A 15,371-nucleotide genomic window follows, 5' to 3' on the forward strand; every position below is an offset into this window, starting at 1 on the left:
CCATGAACGTCATCGAGATAAGTGGGCTGAGCAAGACCTTCGCCGGCCGCCCCGTCCTGAGGGATGTTTCTTTCTCGGTGCAGGAAGGCGAGGTGTTCGGCTACCTGGGCCCCAACGGTGCCGGCAAGACCACCACCATGCGCATACTCATCGGCCTGCTGAGGCCAACCTCGGGAAGCGCGCTGGTCCGGGGGGTCGATCTGGGGACCGACGATGCGGCGCGGAAGCAGGTGGGGGTGCTCATGGAGAACGACGGCCTGTACGACAGGATCTCGGCATGGCGGAACCTCGATTACTATGCCAAGCTGTATGGCGTCCCCGACCGCCAGAGGCGGGTCTCCGAGCTGCTGGAAACCTTCGGGCTGAAGGATCGCGGGGACGACAAGGTGTTCACTTTCTCTAAGGGCATGAGGCGCAAGCTGGGCATCGCCCGGGCCATCGTGCACGACCCGGGGATCCTTCTGCTGGACGAGCCGACCTCGGGCCTCGACCCGGAGGCCCAGAGGATGGTGAGGGACATCCTCACCGGCCTGTCGCGCCGGGAGAGGATGACGGTGCTGCTCAGCTCCCACAATCTCGACGAGGTGCAGAGGGCCTGCTCCCGCGTTGCGGTGATCAAGGCCGGGGAGCTGCGGGCGTACGATTCGGTGGAGAACCTCCGGGACGCCAAGGGCGTTCACGTCATTACCCTGACGGCGTCCTCGGAGCATGACGCCATCAGCGCGGAGGGTATTATCGGGTCGCTGCCGACCGTGACAGGGGCCCGGCGGGAGGGAACCTCCCTGATCGTCACCCACATCGACGAGAGCTCTCATGGGATAATCGCCGCCCTGATCGGCGCAGGGGTCCGTCTGGAGGAGGCTCGCAAGTCCTCACGGTCCCTTGAGGACGTGTACATCGACCTGGTCAGGGAGCAGGAGGCGAGGGCATGAACGGCGAACAGGTCATGTTCGTGGCGCGGAAGGAGCTGAACGAGATCGCCACCAACAAGGGCTCCTGGATATCCGCCCTGGGCTTCTCCTTCCTGTTCGCTTTGTCCAACATGGGAGGGTTCGGGGGCGTGGCCGGAGAAACGGTCTCCATCGACTGGTCCATCATGTACTTGTCCCTGTTCATCGGGGTGTTCTCGGGATTCGTCCTATGTGGCTCGGTGTTCTTCCGGGAGAAGCAGAGCGGCGTCATCGAGACGCTCTTGTGCACCCCCCTCAACCTGAGGACCATATGGCTCGGCAAGATGCTGGGCGTGGCGATACCGTCATACTTGTTCGCCCTGCTCTCCTCCGGCCTGCTGGCGCTCTTCGCCTACTCGAGCTTCACCGTGGCGCCGCTGTCGCTCTTGGTGGTCCTGCACCTCCTGGTGGTGGCCCCGCTGTTCACCGCGGCAGCGATAGGCATCGTGGGGTACATACAGCTGGCCATGGGGATGAAGGAGAACCGCCTGGTGAGCATCGGAGTGTTCGCATTGCTGGTGGGAGGTCTGTCCGCCTCCACGGCCGCGGTGCAGCAGGACGCCTCCCTGGTCAGCGCCATAGTGCCTGTCCTGTTGCTTGCGTCGGTCGCCCTGATCGCCATCTCCTATGCGCTATCTACGAGGCTGAACAAGGAGAAGATCGTGACCTCCATCCCTGACTAAAAATCAGGGATAACGGTTTTATTATTCCGTGATGTTCCAGGAGGAGAGGAATATCGTTGACTGACGATGCTAAGCCCGAAGTCAAGAGCACCACTCTCCAGATAATCGAGACCATCGCCGCGCTGATGACCGCCGCGTTCGGTTTCGTGGCCGCGCTGGCATGGAACGAGGCCATTAAGGCCCTGATCGCCGAGTACTTCAGCTCCGACGGCACTCTGGTGGGTCAGCTCGTGTACGCTGTCATCGTGACCGTGGTCGCGGTCATCGCCATCGTGTGGATCGGCAGGGTCATGGCCAAGTACAAGTCCCTTGACCTTAGGTCCGCCGTCAAGAAGAAGTAAAACCGGGGGCTTTGCCCCCTTTTATTTTAATAAGCCTTGGAAAGGGTTTGGCAGTCAGTCATGACGCCGATCGGCGCGCGGCCCCCTTCACCGCCTGATCTTCTCCTTTATCTTCTGTCCGGCGTTCTCCACGTTCTCCCGGACGTCCCCGCCCACGTTGCCGCTGTCGCGATTCATCTCGTCCTGGGCTTTCTGGCCCGCGTCGCCGGAAAGCTTGTCCTTCTCCTTCTGGGCTCTTGCTTTAAGATCGTCCTGCAATCCCATGTCGATCTCTCCGCGTTCCGCTTCCATGTTCAACCTATATCCTTCTTTGGCGCCAAAACATCGGGAGGTCTATGACCTGCCCCGAGGTATCGAGGCCGCTCTTCCAAGGCCAGCTCCGGGCGGCGGCACGGCCCAAGTATGCTGCAACGAGCGGAGCGCCCCCTGTCGGAGAGGGCCTCGGGCTCCAGCGCCCGGTCCGCGATAGGGCGGAAGGCCGAATGGTGCTTGGCTCAAACCCAATCGGTGTCGCCCAGGACCATATGGTATTTCAGATGCGGCCGGCCCATGATCTCTTTCAGGGCGGCGTCCTCCACCAGGGGCCGGACCATGAGGCGCATCAGCCTCTCTCCCTGCACCGGCTGCCGGAGAAAGAACCCCATCCTGCCCAGCTCGGTGGCGAACGGGTGGGTGGTGGGGAGCCACATCTGGAGCAGGTCGGAGCCGTGCTCCTGGCTGATCGCCACCGCCGTCCTGAGCATTGATCTCAGGGCGGGGACGTCCTCGGGCAGCGCCACGAGGTCTATGATGTCCATATAGGGCTTTCCGGAGATCGCGTACGGGCGCAGGACTGCATATCCAGCGGTCCTCTCGTCCCGCCTGGCGAACAGCAATATGAACTTACCGCCGACCGGATCCGCGTACCTCCATTCCAGGTACGCCCTGCTGCGGTGCAGGACCATGTCGAAGCGCCCTCCGAAGGCTGTGGTCAGGGCCTCGATGTCCTCGGGGAAGTGGTCCGCCACCATGGTGGTCACGCCGCTCTCGTCCCCGCTTCTCACTCTGATCATGCGCAGGACCTCGTAGGCCACCCTCTTCATCTGCCCCATCCTGACGTTGGCGAAGAACCTCTCGGGATTGGTTATGAGCTCGTATTGCGCGAAGCGCACCGGCATCTCCCGGAACCCTCTGCCCTTGACGACCTCGTACCCAGTCGCGGAGGGGAACGCGAAGTCGAGGTGGACCCCCCCATTCCTCTCCTGGTCCTCCAGGCACTTCACGGCGCGCTGGGCCATGCCCTGCCCTCGGTGGTCCGGATGGGTGTAGAGGTCCGACCACTGCGCGGCCCGGCGCACCGACCCCCCTATGGCAAGCTCGGTCCGCAGCCCTCCTGCGTTGGCGGTGATGTCCTCCCCCCTCCATACATGGCAGGTGAAAGCGGGGCCGAGGGGGTTCCTCTTATATCTCCACTCCCAGAAATCCTCATTGCTCCCGCCGTGCTCGAACCCCGGCCAACCCTCCACCGTTTCGAGAAGTCCCACGATCTTGCTCCTGTCCTCTCCGCCATCGGCCTTCATGGAAATGGCCTGCATGTCCTCTCCCCACGCGCTGCTCATAACGATTGCTTAAATACGGAGCTAGTCGATTAAAAATCTATGCAGTCATAATGCCAGGCAGGAGGGGATATGGGGCGGTACCACATCGGTTGCAGCGGATGGAGCTACCGGGACTGGATGAGCAGCTTCTACCCTCCGGGCATCCCCGCTGGGGAGATGCTGCCCTGGTACGCGAGGCAGTTCGGCACAGTGGAGGTGGACATGACATTTTACCGCATTCCAGGCCCGGAGACCGTCGCGGCCTGGAAGGGGCGAACGCCGAGCGGGTTCGTGTTCGCGGCCAAGATGAACCGGGCCATCACTCACTACAAGAAGTTGCGGGGCGCCGACAGCCTGGTGAGGTCGTTCATGAGTTCGCTCGAGCCACTGGATGCCCGCCTCGGCCCGGTCCTGGTGCAGCTCCCGCCCTCACTGGCGCCGGACCAACAGCTCCTGGACGACTTTCTGTCCTCCCTTCCCCGGGACCGCAAGTACGCAGTGGAGCCGCGGCATTCTGGCTGGTACTCCCCGCGCATCTACCGCATACTGGAGAGGCACGGCGCCGCACTATGCATCGCCGACCGCGCCCGGGGAGGTGCCGAGCACGTGCCCACCGCTCCGTTCGCGTACGTGCGCTGGCACGGTCGCTCCGCCTCCTATAGCTACACCGCCGACGAGCTCGAGAACTGGGCCAGGCTCCTGGCGTCATTGAATGTCGACGATGTGTACGGATACTTCAACAACGATGCGGGGGCACGGGCGCCCCGGAACGCTGCCACCCTCATCGGCATGCTGGACGGCATCTGAGGGACGCGGTCCGGCGGCATGCATCTCACAATGAGGAAAAGAGGTCGCTGTTCTTTCATAAATATGCAAAGAGCGCGACCTCGGGCGATATGTTTTTAATTCGAGACCGAAATGTGCCCCCAAATTGGAGAAAACCCAAATGCCAGACATACGCCAGAGGGTAGAAGAGGAACAGGGAATACTGAAAAAGATACAGATGTTCGTTCCCGGGTTCCGGGGATACCGGCGCCGGGACGACCTTAGGGATGCGGACCGGATGCTCCGGGACCAGCTGGCGGTCAAGCTGGGTGATCTGCGCAGGCAGGTCGAGGACTCCCGCGCTCTCGTGGTAAACACCTACAGGTCGAAGGAGCTGGAGCTGATGGGGGGCCTCATCAACGAGTACAAGAAGCTCGAGGGGCTGGTCAAGCACTCCACTCCCGGATGGTCCGGCATTTCCGCGGACATACAGTTCAAGGAGGACAAAATCTTCAACCTCTACGATTATGACGCCTCCATGATCGAGGCCCTCGGCGGCATGCAGAAAGGCATCGACCAGCTTAGATGCGACCTCACCGCGCAGGACAGCGCCGCCGCCCAGAGGACGACGCTCCAGCTCAAATCCCAGCTCACTGGCTTTGAGCAGCAGTTCAAGCGGCGCATCGACGTCATCCAGGGCACGGAGGCCTGAACATGTCGGTGATAGGCGCGACGACCCTGAACTGGGAGGACCAGAACAAGCGGTTCAACATCATGTACCGCGTTCCCAGGAACATCAAGCTCAACGACAACATCGTGGTGAGGGAGGACGAGATCGCGGTGTTCTACCGCGACGGCAAGGCCCTCACTTACTTCGACCGGCCGGACCGTTATGCCCTGACGTCCATGAACATGCCCATCGTGGGCAAGCTCGTGGAGGCCCTGTCGGGCGTGAAGCAGCAGGCTGAGGTCATCTACCTTCAGAAGCGCGTCTTCGACGGGAAGTTCGGTTCGAAGCAGCCCTACCAGTTCCGCGACCCCGAGTTCGGCATGGTGAACCTCAGGGTGTTCGGGGAGTTCCGCTACAAGATATCCCAGCCGGAGAACTTCGTGAACCAGTTCGTGGGCACCTTCAACTACAGCTCCTCCGCCGAGGTGGAGGAGCGCATCAAGGAACAGATGGTGATCCTGATCTACAATGTGGTCGGGGACATGAAGAACCAGGGAATGGGCGTGGCGGACCTGGGCGCCAGCCTGCTCAACATCGAGCAGGGTGTGCTCTCCAAGGCCAAGGACCACTTCGATCTCTACGGTCTCGCCGTGGACAAGGTGTCCGGATTATACATCTCCCTGCCCGAAGAGGTCCAGAAGGCCGTGGACACCAGAGCCTCCATGCAGATCCTGGGCACCAACTACATGGGCTACCAGGCCGGCCAGTCCATGAGGGATGCCGCCAACAACCCCGCCGGCGGCGCGGCCGCGGCGGGGGTCGGCGTGGGAGCGGGCCTGGGCATGGGATGGACCATGGTCGACGCCATGAAGCAGCAGCCGGCAGCGTCGGCGCCGCCCCAGCCCGTAACGGCGCCTGCGGCCGCCAGTGGCGCGGGCGCGACGGTGAAGTGCTCCAAGTGCGGGTCCACCAGCCCCGCGGGCACCAAGTTCTGCCCGGAGTGCGGCTCCAAGTTCGAGGCGGACAAGAAGTGCTCCAAGTGCGGGGCCAACGTGCCAGGATCGTCGAAGTTCTGTCCCGAGTGCGGCACCCCCATGGGCAACAAGAAGTGCGCCAGCTGCGGCGCCGAGGTGCCTGCGAGCACCAAGTTCTGCCCGGAGTGCGGAAAGCCCACGCAGTGAGGTGATCGGACATGGCCCACATAAATTGCCCGAAATGCGCCGCCCCGGTGGAGTTCGATGCGGGGACCAAGCTGACCAAGTGCCCGTACTGCAGCTCCCAGATATTCATAGACCGGTCCGGCGCGGGCTTCTACTATGCCATACCGTTCAAGCTGACCGAGCAGGACGCCGTGGGCACGTTCCGCCGGTGGGCCGGGGGGTCCACCAAGGCCAAGGACCTCGACCGCCTGGCCCAGGTCGACTCCGTGAAGCGCCAATACTTCCCGGTATACCTGTTCAGGCGGGAAGTGGACGGCCGCGAGGTCGTCACGATCGAACCTGCCGGCTCCACCATACTTCCCGGCCTCCACCAGCTCAAGGTGCCCGGAGGGGACCTGCAGATCTTCGACGCCAAGTTCGATACGAACGGAGCGGAGATGATCAAGCCTGACATCGAGATGCTCCATTACCTCGACAAGCTGCCGGGGCAGGGCAAGGAGCAGGCTTTAGTGTACTTCCCCATCTGGACCATCGGGTACACCTTCAACGGGAACAAGTACCAGGTGGTGGTGGACGCCTCCTCGTCGGAAGTGTTCTCCACTGCTTTCCCCACCCGGAGCTCGGCCGCGTACATCCTGGTCGCGGCGGTGGGCTTCATCGCCTTCGCGGCCGAAGGGATATTGGCGACAGTGGCCGCGGTCCCCGCGGCCGTGCTCATGGGCGCGACGGTGGGGGCGGTGTTCCTTTCTTCCCTTCAAGTAGCTAAGAGGTTGTAACAATGAGCGACCTTTCCGTAGGGCTCAACTGCCCCGCCTGCGGCGGGGCCATCAGCATTCAGGAGGGCGATGACACTGTCAACTGCAAGTACTGCGACTCCACGCTGTACGTTGAAGGGGACCAGGGCGTCCAGACCATCGCCATGAGGAACAAGCTGGACCAGAACGCGGCCATCTCCTCCGCCCAGAAGTGGTGGGGGAAGGGCCTCAAGGCCAGGGACCTCAAGACTGCCGGCACCGTGGTGGAATGCTACCCCATCTATCTCCCGTTCTGGAGCGTGGGCACTCGGGTGGCCGGATGGGTGTGCGGCTACGAGGAAAGGACCCACACCGATTCCAAGGGGAACACCCGCACCGAGCGGATCTACAAGGAGGAGATGGTGCTGCAGGACCTGGGCTTCTCGGAGATCGCCTGCGATCCCGGCGACCTTGGCATAAGGTCCATGCGCAGCTTCGCCGGCGAATCCTCCTTCGAGGATTTCTCCATGATCCCCACGTTCGAGTCCACCACCAGCAGGGACACGGCCATAGACCGGGCCAAGGCCGACGCCCTCAGGCGGGGCAGGGCCAGCGCCCGTGTGCCCCACGTCACCTTCGAGAAGCTGCACGTGCTGCTGAAACGGACATCCATGATCTACTATCCCGTATGGGTGGTCCGATACACCTATCATGAGAGGATGTATCTCCTGACCGTGGACGGCGTCACCGGACAGGTGCTGTCCGGGCGCGCTCCCGGCGACCCGCTGTACCAGAGCCTCGCCGCCACCGCGGGCACTTCCGCCGGGGGGCTCGCCACCGCGGGCGGGATCTGGGCACTGGGCGCGGGCTCCGAGCTGGGCTTTGCCGGCGTGGCCATCGGGCTGATAATCATGGCGTTCACATACATGTTCTTCCGCCACGGTTCCGAGAGGACCGAGGGCGACTTCGACGACAAGAAGAAGCTGGACCTCAAGCAGCTCGGCGACCTCGGCAAGGTCATCGGGGGTGCGTACAGATGAAGGTAGCTCAGGTGAAGTGCCCCCAGTGCTCCGAGCCCATCTATATGAAGCAAAAGGACGAGATGTTCTACTGCAAGAACTGCGGCACCATTCACAACCGCGATGTTCACGGCATCCACCGGGTGCCGTACGAGATCGCCGATGCCAGGGCCCCCGCCAACGGAAAGCTGTACTACATGCCCTTCTGGAGGTTGTACTGCAATATCAGCATCCGCTCCCGGAACGTTCAGGGCGGGGCCCTGTACAAGCTGGCCGCCGCGTTCACCGGCGGGGACAAGGGGGGCAGGGTACCCATCTACGTCCCCGCGTCGGACCTCGACGTGAGCACATTCCGCCAGTGGGCGGTCCAGCTGACCACCGATCCGCCGAGGTACAACACTCGGACGGACTTCGCCGAGGTCGAGCGGGTCCCCGCTACCGTCCTGCAGGAGGACGCCCTCGAGCTCGCTGACTTCGTGGTGGTGACGCTGGAGGCGGAGAAGCCGGGCACCCTGCAGTATCTGGACTACGAGCTGAAGGTACTGGAATCAAAGCTGGTGTACCTGCCGTTCGCCCACGGAGGGGGCGGGCTATCGCTGTTCCTGTGATGGCCGGAATGGGTAATATCGTCCTATATTGGAAGAGAGGGCCCCCTCGTTGCCTGCAAAGGCGACCCCTGTGGGGATAGCTATTAAAGCCAGCATGCGTATAATCCGCTCATGCCATTAGAACAGATGCTCGCACTGGCGATGATCATCATCGGCATAATCATGCTGCTGATCGAGGCTTCCGCGCCAGGTAACTTCGTCGTCGTCCCAGCAACAGTGCTGGTCATAGTGGGCTTCTTTGGCCTGGTGGTCCCGGACCTGTTCTTCAGCTGGTATTCTCCGCTGATCGCGCTCCTGGTGCTCATCCCCGCAACCCTGCTGACAGTAAGGTTCTACCAGAAAATGTCACCGATAGCGCCGCCGGAGACGGTGGTAGCGACCTCCCTGATCGGAAGGACCGGCGTCGTGACGACAATGGTGAAGCCTGGGAATATCAGGGGAAAGGTCCGGATCGAGGGCGACGACTGGAGCGCCACCGCCGATGAGTGCATCGAGCCGGGCACCAGAGTGCAGGTCGTTTCCAGCGAGGGAGTGCACGTGCATGTCGCAGCCGTCGCCGACCAGGGCGCCGCGGGTGCCGACTGCACAGAGTAAAGGAGGTAATCAAATGACAACAGAACTTTGGTTCATCGCTTTGGCCATTTTCGTGATCGTGGCCGTATTGCTCCTTGTTTACAATTCGGTCAAGATCATCAGTCCCTATGAGCAAGGCCTATACATCCGCCTGGGTACCTTCATCAAGGTCCTGGACCCCGGCCTGAACGTCGTGACCCCCATCGTCAGCCAGGTCGTCAAGATGGACCTGCGTACCCAGGTCCTCGATGTGCCGAGGCAGGAGGTCATCACCAAGGACAACTCGCCGACCAACGTCGATGCCATAATCTATGTCAAGGTCATCGATCCGAGCAAGGCCTATTTCCAAGTCACCAACTACCGCGCGGCCACCGTATACCTGGCCCAGACCACCCTTCGTTCCGTGGTGGGCGACATGGAGCTTGACGAGATCCTCTCCAGCCGCGAGAAGATCAACCTGAAGCTGCGCGACATTCTGGATGAGGCTACCGACAAGTGGGGCGTCAAGGTCGAGGCGGTGGAGATCCGTGAGGTCGACCCCGCTCCTAAGGTCAAGACCGCCATGGAGGAGCAGACCTCCGCGGAGAGGATGAGGAGGGCCACCATCCTCCGCGCCGACGGCGAGAAGACCGGGGCCATCCTGAGCGCGGAAGGGCAGAAGAGAGCGCGCATCCTCCAGGCCGAGGGTGTGAGGCAGTCCAAGGTCCTGGAGGCAGAGGGCGAGAGGCTCGCCATCATCCTGCAGTCGCAGGGTGAGGCCCAGAAGCTGCGCATCCTGTCGGTGGGCGCCAGCCCGCTGGACTCCAAGGCGCTGACGGTGCTGTCGCTGCAGACCATGCAAGCGCTGGGCGAGGGGCAGTCGACCAAGTGGATCGTGCCCTTCGAACTGTCCCGCGTGATGGAAGGCGTGTCCGAATACTTGGGCACGGGCCGGCAGACCCCCGCGAGGGATGTGACGTCCCAGGAGGACATCGAGCGGGCCGTAGGGAGGCCCGAGGACATCCTTGGCCCCATCCCCACCGCCGAGGAGCTCCGCGCCGAGCTGAAGAACCTCGAGGAATCGATGGAACTGGAGAAGGCCAAGGCCGAGGCCATCGCCAAGGATAAGGACAAGCACTCCGTCTAAACCACTTCCCCAATCCTTTTCATTTTTCTCCACATGTGCTGTGACCTCGGTCTCTTTTTTCGGGCCTAATATCTCGACGCCCGAGATGGAGGCGGTGGAAGGAGCCTGCCCTTTGCTGTTCCAGCAAGAAAGAAGGCAAAAGGATTAAACGAGGGGCGATGCCAATCCTAGCGTCTAGGTGGTGGTGTCCTGAACCCGGAGATGGCAAGTCCCCGCGATGCGGCCAAGAGGGATTCCCGTCGGAGGATCGCCGAGCTCAGTAACTCCATGCTCAAGGGCATGGACCAGGGGCCGGCCTCCCACGCGATGAGGGAGGCGAGGTCGCTGCTCGACTACGCCGAAGAGATTATAGCCCCAGATCTCCCAGAGGCGGAGGACCTGTACGCCCGCCTGGTCATATCCCGGACCATTCCCTTCATCGCCGAGGCGGCATACCCCGCTCAAAAGCACCTGAGGTTGATGGCATCGGCGCACATTCTCACCAACATCCTGCGCTCGGAGATCGAGTCCACCGACGAGGAGTACGCCACCGCTCAGTTCGAGGAGCTGGAGTCCGATCTCGCCAACCTCGAGGGTGTGGACATCACTAACCCCTCTATTGACAACCGCCTGCTGGCCATATTCGAGGGCCTGATGGAGCTGGCCTCGGCCTTCGGGCTCACCGACGTCGATGATCTGGACATCCGCAGGTAGGCATGGCCCGGCGCCGCCACGGCACCATATAGGCGGACCAGTCTGGTGCATCGATGTTCCATCATCGTGCGGTACGATGCGTGAACTATTCTGGTTCTGACCTCACCAGCGGACGTTCCGGTCGGTCCGGCCCGGAGGCTGCGCAGAAATCTCGGTTTTACGGTCAATAATGGACAGCTATGTCCGGGGCTTCATGACTTTCCGCCCATTCCTCAGCGAATAACTAAATAGTGCGGGTTGGACAGCCAAAAAAATCAGCTGGGCGGCCGAGTGCGAACGTGCTCGAGCGCGCTCAATTGAAGGATGGAGACAAAAGAACGGAGAAAAATGAAAAACCCTGAGAATGGAGATAGATCATGAAAAAAGCAAATATCTTGGTCGTATTCGGCATCGCCCTGGCCATAGTATTGTCCGTAGCGGCGGTCTCGTACTCCGCTCAAGGTCCTTCCAACAATACCGCGGGCTCCGGCTCGGGCACCTGGCAGGACACAGCGGTGGTGCCGTTGAGCATGAACTCGCAGCTGAGCCTGGATGGCCAGGTGGACCGGAACGCGCCTTCCGGCGTCGTCATCCTGCAGATGAGCGAAGACACCGATGCGGTCAACTATCAAGTATGGGTAGCGAACATCGCTCCTCCCGACGAGGTCACCATTGACCTTGGGTCGGGGACAGCGGTCCAGCTTTACCCCGCTGGAGTCGGCCCCATTGATGATGCCTCGGGAACATTCACCGGCCTTTTGGCGATGGGCACGTTCATCAGTTCGGACCTCATAGGGCCGATGCAGGGTCAGAGCATCTCTGACTTCGTGTCAGCCCTGAAGGATGGGCGGATGAGCATAACCGCTCAAACCGCCAGCGTCCCTGATGGCGTGATAAGCGGACAGATCGACGCGAGCACCATCTGGGAGAACGCAAAGCTGGTGCCCATGCTGCCGGTGCAGAAACTGACCCCGAACTTGTTCAGTCAGTTTCTGGACCGTGTTGGGCTGGATTCGCCGCTGACCAATCCCGCCGTTACCGACGCGGTCCTCTCGAACCTCGTGGGAAAGGATATCGGCTCCATCCTGTGGAACATTCCCTGGGGTGGGGCGATGATCTCCAATGAGAACGGCGCGCTCCATTATGGCGTCTGGGCGTTCAATGTGGCCAGCGAGACAAAGGTGACCCTGAACTACGGAGACGCAAAACTGGAGGGGCCGAGCGTGGCATCGCTGTGCTCCGGTGCAGGTCCTGCCGCTGACGGCGTCGTCAGAGGGATGGTGGCCGAAGGCTACCTGGCCGAGAGCGATCTGGTCGGACCCCTGCAGGGCCATGGCATCTCTGACCTTGTCAAGGCCATAGACTCAGGGAACATATTCATCACCCTGGACCCGGCCCAGAGCAACGTCAAGGCGCTCAAGGCGCAGCCGTACTCCCTGGCCGAAGTGGCGTAAATGATCTTCCCGTGGGAACGGTCAAACCCTTTCCCCTCTTTCTTTAATACAACGCCTTGTTAGCTGCGCCGGACCGGCGGGACCGCGTCGCATCCCGCTTATCGATCCGATGGACGGTCCATCCAGGCACAGCGTGCCCGATGAAGGGGACGCCCCCTGGATCGAGGCTCGGCCGTCTGGAAGCAAGGGCCGGCAAGCACGCCCCTCCGCCAAGGATCGCGAAGATGATGGCCCAACGTCCAAGCACATTGTCCACGTCCATTTTTATTTGTAAGAGCGAAGCCTCTGAGAGGGGACAAGCGTAAGAGCGATATGGCCCCTGCTCCAATAGTAACGTCATGTACCAGGACCTGATGAGATTGGATGACGACCCCAAAGTGCGGGTCAAGGCCATTCTGGGCTCGCTTGATAAACGAAAAAGCCCAGATGAGATGGAGGGCCCGCTGCGCGAGCTCCTTGAAAATATCGACCCCTTCGAGCTCGACAGGGCCGAGGAGGAGCTCATTGATGATGGCGTCACCCTCGATGACATCAAGCATATTTGCGACGCCCACTCCCGGGCCATTACCGAGGTGACGGAGGCCCAGGAGAACTTCCTCGAGCTGCCCGGGCACCCCATCTACACGCTGATGGAGGAGCATCTCAACATCCTCCGGTTCGTGGAGGGCCTCCGGGCCTCGGCCCGCGCCATCAGGGAGGACGACGGGGACATGGGTGACAACACGACACTGTCGGAGTTCGGGCCGTTCATGAAGGAATCGCAGAAGCACTTCCAGAGGGAAGAGGACGTCCTGTTCCCGCTGCTCGAAAGGCACAGGATGATGAGGGCGCCGGCGGCGCTGTGGTCCGAGCACGACGTGCTGAGGTCCAAGGAAAAGGAGATCAGCCAGCTCATAGCCAAGCGGGGCTCCATGAGGAGCGAGGACTTCGCTCCCGCCTTCGAGTGCAGGGTAGCCCAGCTCCTCAGCCTCCTCAACGCCCACTTCTACAAGGAGAACCATGAGCTGTTCCCCATGGCCATCAAGTCCCTGGACGCCCACGAGTGGAACGATGCCAAGAAGCAGTTCGACGAGATCGGATGCGGCGGACCCGTCCCCCGGCACGGCACCGTAGGGTTTACTAGCGCGGAAGTCCCAACCTCTCAGATAGTAGAGGAGATATCCATGCCGACCGGGAACTTGACCTCTGAGGAGCTGGAAATGATAATGGACCGACTGCCGATGGACCTGACCTACGTGGACAAGGACGACAAGGTAAGGTTCTTCACCACGTCCCCGGACCGCATATTCGGGAGGACGCCCGCCGTCATAGGACGTAAGGTCCAGGACTGCCATCCCCAGAAGAGCGTGCACGTGGTACAGCAGATACTCGACGACTTCAAGGCCGGGAAGCGCGACCAGGCGGAGTTCTGGATCGACATGGGCGGGAAGACCGTCTACATCCGGTACCTCGCGCTCAAGGACAAGCAGGGGAAGTACCAGGGCGTTCTTGAGGTCACTCAGGACATCACCCGTCCGCGGGAGCTGCAGGGCGAGAGGCGTCTGTTGGGCGAGAAATAGAAGGGTGGTTCGGGCCTCCCAGGGGAGGCTTTTTATCGCTCCTCGGCATTGTAAACGGCGTGAGCGAGGATTGGACCGAGGTCTACCGCCCCCGCGACCTCAGCGAAGTGGTGGGCAACCCCAAAGCGGTCGAGCAGCTGAAGGCCTGGGCGGACGCCTGGGAGGGCGGTCGCCCTGCCAGGAAGGCCGCGGTCCTCATCGGCACCCCGGGGACGGGGAAGACCAGCGCCGCGCTCGCCCTGGCGGCCGAATACAAATGGGACGTGGTGGAGATGAACGCCTCGGACCAGCGCAATGCCGACGCCATCAGGGGCATCGCGCTGAGGGGCGCTCTCGGTCAGACCTTCTCGAGCACCGGTGAGTTCCTCTCCACCAAGGAAGGCAAGCTCAAGCTCATCATACTCGACGAAGCGGACAACATCAGCGGCCAGGAGGATAGGGGCGGGGTTCCGGCAATGGCCGAGCTGATACGCTCCACCAAGCAGCCGGTGATACTCATAGTCAACGACTGGTACTCCCTGTCCCGGAAGAGCTCGGCACTGAAGACCGAAACGGAGCAGATCAAGTTCGCCACCATTCGGTCCGTTACCGTGCGCGGGGTGCTCCGAAAGATCGCCCGGGACCGGGGGGTCCGCATCTCCGACCGCGCGCTGGAGCTGCTGGCCGAAAAGTCCAAGGGGGACCTCCGCTCGGCCATCCGGGACCTGCAGGCCGTCGCCACGGGGGTGGAGGAGGTGAACGAGAGCAGCGTCATGGCGGTGGACTCCCGCGACGTGGAGAAGAACATGAACTCGGCCCTGGACGACGTCCTGAAGCACCGGGACCCCGCCCAGGCCCGCCGGTCCCTCGGACTGGTGGACGAGACCCCCGACACCAAGCTCCTGTGGATCGAGGAGAACCTGCCGCTGGTATACCGGGATCGCCTGGACCTCTACCACGGCATGGACCGGGCGGCCAGGGCCAGCTCGTTCCTGGGGCGGGTGTACCGCCGCCAGTACTTTGGGTTCTGGTCCTATGCCAGCGACCTGATGTCGTACGGAGTGTGCGCCGCCAAGCAGAGGGAGTACCACGGGTTCATGAGGTACAGCTTCCCCCAGTACCTGATGAGGATGTCCCGCAGCAAGAGCAACAGGACGCTTCAGACCAACATCGCCCTGAAGCTGGGGGCGGAAACGCACCTGAGCGCGCACCAGGTGCGCCAGGATGTCCTCCCGTACTTCCGGGCAATATATCAGAACGACAAGGACTTCCGGCTGAGGATGACCATCGACCTTCAGCTGGAAGAGGATGAGGTCTCCTACCTGATGGGGGACAAGGTGGACTCCGCCGTGGTGAAGCTGGTGATGAACGAGGTGAAGAAGGCCCTGGAGCCGAAGGAAGCTCCCAAGCAGGGGACGGCCAAGGCCGAGCGATCCCCGGAGCAGAAGGCGGCGAAGCCGCAGCCGGCGCCGTCCCAGCGCACCTTGTTCTAGGATGTTGA

The 15,371-nt window shown here is 62.0% G+C and carries 17 protein-coding genes; 15 read left to right on the forward strand and 2 right to left on the reverse strand.

What is annotated here, in order from left to right; translation table 11 throughout:
- The first annotated feature begins 2 nt into the window (after positions 1–2).
- The 3 genes from WYS_RS03915 to WYS_RS03925 are packed head-to-tail and all read left to right on the forward strand — an operon-like array spanning position 3 to position 1,974.
- Positions 3–932, forward strand: a complete 930-nt coding sequence (locus WYS_RS03915; protein ID WP_019176856.1) for an ABC transporter ATP-binding protein — start codon at positions 3–5, stop codon at positions 930–932.
- Positions 929–1,633, forward strand: coding sequence for an ABC transporter permease (locus WYS_RS03920; protein WP_019176857.1), 705 nt, complete (start codon positions 929–931; stop codon positions 1,631–1,633). The genes WYS_RS03915 and WYS_RS03920 overlap by 4 nt, the downstream gene beginning before the upstream one ends.
- 56 nt (positions 1,634–1,689) lie before the next feature.
- Positions 1,690–1,974, forward strand: coding sequence for a DUF5654 family protein (locus WYS_RS03925; RefSeq protein WP_019176858.1), 285 nt, complete (start codon positions 1,690–1,692; stop codon positions 1,972–1,974).
- A gap of 87 nt (positions 1,975–2,061) precedes the next feature.
- Here WYS_RS03925 and WYS_RS03930 read toward each other — a convergent pair whose 3' ends face one another.
- Positions 2,062–2,265, reverse strand: coding sequence for a hypothetical protein (locus tag WYS_RS03930; protein WP_147654415.1), 204 nt, complete (start codon positions 2,263–2,265; stop codon positions 2,062–2,064).
- Positions 2,266–2,468: 203 nt separating this feature from the next.
- Entirely contained in the window at positions 2,469–3,572 is a 1,104-nt protein-coding gene (locus WYS_RS03935; RefSeq protein ID WP_019176860.1) for a GNAT family N-acetyltransferase, read from the reverse strand.
- A gap of 69 nt (positions 3,573–3,641) precedes the next feature.
- Here WYS_RS03935 and WYS_RS03940 point away from each other — a divergent pair, with 69 nt between their 5' ends.
- From WYS_RS03940 to WYS_RS14265, 12 genes are all read left to right on the forward strand, one after another.
- Positions 3,642–4,358: a DUF72 domain-containing protein gene (locus WYS_RS03940; protein WP_019176861.1), complete on the forward strand. Its 717-nt coding sequence runs from the start codon at positions 3,642–3,644 to the stop codon at positions 4,356–4,358.
- Between the two features lie 139 nt (positions 4,359–4,497).
- On the forward strand, positions 4,498–5,028 hold the full coding sequence (locus tag WYS_RS03945) for a hypothetical protein (protein ID WP_019176862.1): 531 nt from the start codon (positions 4,498–4,500) through the stop codon (positions 5,026–5,028).
- 2 nt (positions 5,029–5,030) lie between these two features.
- On the forward strand, positions 5,031–6,167 hold the full coding sequence (locus WYS_RS03950; RefSeq protein ID WP_019176863.1) for an SPFH domain-containing protein: 1,137 nt from the start codon (positions 5,031–5,033) through the stop codon (positions 6,165–6,167).
- A gap of 11 nt (positions 6,168–6,178) precedes the next feature.
- Positions 6,179–6,922 (forward strand): hypothetical protein, encoded by a 744-nt coding sequence (locus WYS_RS03955; RefSeq protein ID WP_019176864.1) that lies wholly within the window; start codon positions 6,179–6,181, stop codon positions 6,920–6,922.
- 2 nt (positions 6,923–6,924) lie between these two features.
- Positions 6,925–7,920, forward strand: coding sequence for a hypothetical protein (locus WYS_RS14255; RefSeq protein WP_019176865.1), 996 nt, complete (start codon positions 6,925–6,927; stop codon positions 7,918–7,920).
- On the forward strand, positions 7,917–8,507 hold the full coding sequence (locus tag WYS_RS03965; RefSeq protein ID WP_019176866.1) for a hypothetical protein: 591 nt from the start codon (positions 7,917–7,919) through the stop codon (positions 8,505–8,507). Before WYS_RS14255 ends, WYS_RS03965 begins: the two co-directional genes overlap by 4 nt.
- Before the next feature lie 111 nt (positions 8,508–8,618).
- Entirely contained in the window at positions 8,619–9,101 is a 483-nt protein-coding gene (locus WYS_RS14260; protein ID WP_081579814.1) for an NfeD family protein, read from the forward strand.
- Between the two features lie 13 nt (positions 9,102–9,114).
- Positions 9,115–10,206: an SPFH domain-containing protein gene (locus WYS_RS03975; protein WP_026068781.1), complete on the forward strand. Its 1,092-nt coding sequence runs from the start codon at positions 9,115–9,117 to the stop codon at positions 10,204–10,206.
- 201 nt (positions 10,207–10,407) lie between these two features.
- On the forward strand, positions 10,408–10,899 hold the full coding sequence (locus WYS_RS03980; protein WP_019176869.1) for a hypothetical protein: 492 nt from the start codon (positions 10,408–10,410) through the stop codon (positions 10,897–10,899).
- A 356-nt stretch (positions 10,900–11,255) separates the two neighbouring features.
- On the forward strand, positions 11,256–12,332 hold the full coding sequence (locus WYS_RS03985; RefSeq protein ID WP_147654416.1) for a hypothetical protein: 1,077 nt from the start codon (positions 11,256–11,258) through the stop codon (positions 12,330–12,332).
- Between the two features lie 338 nt (positions 12,333–12,670).
- Positions 12,671–13,891, forward strand: a complete 1,221-nt coding sequence (locus WYS_RS03995; protein ID WP_019176872.1) for a DUF438 domain-containing protein — start codon at positions 12,671–12,673, stop codon at positions 13,889–13,891.
- Between the two features lie 59 nt (positions 13,892–13,950).
- On the forward strand, positions 13,951–15,363 hold the full coding sequence (locus tag WYS_RS14265; RefSeq protein WP_019176873.1) for a replication factor C large subunit: 1,413 nt from the start codon (positions 13,951–13,953) through the stop codon (positions 15,361–15,363).
- The last annotated feature ends 8 nt before the right edge of the window (positions 15,364–15,371 follow it).

The sequence above is a fragment of the Methanomassiliicoccus luminyensis B10 genome (assembly GCF_000308215.1).
Classification (GTDB): Archaea; Thermoplasmatota; Thermoplasmata; order Methanomassiliicoccales; family Methanomassiliicoccaceae; genus Methanomassiliicoccus; species Methanomassiliicoccus luminyensis.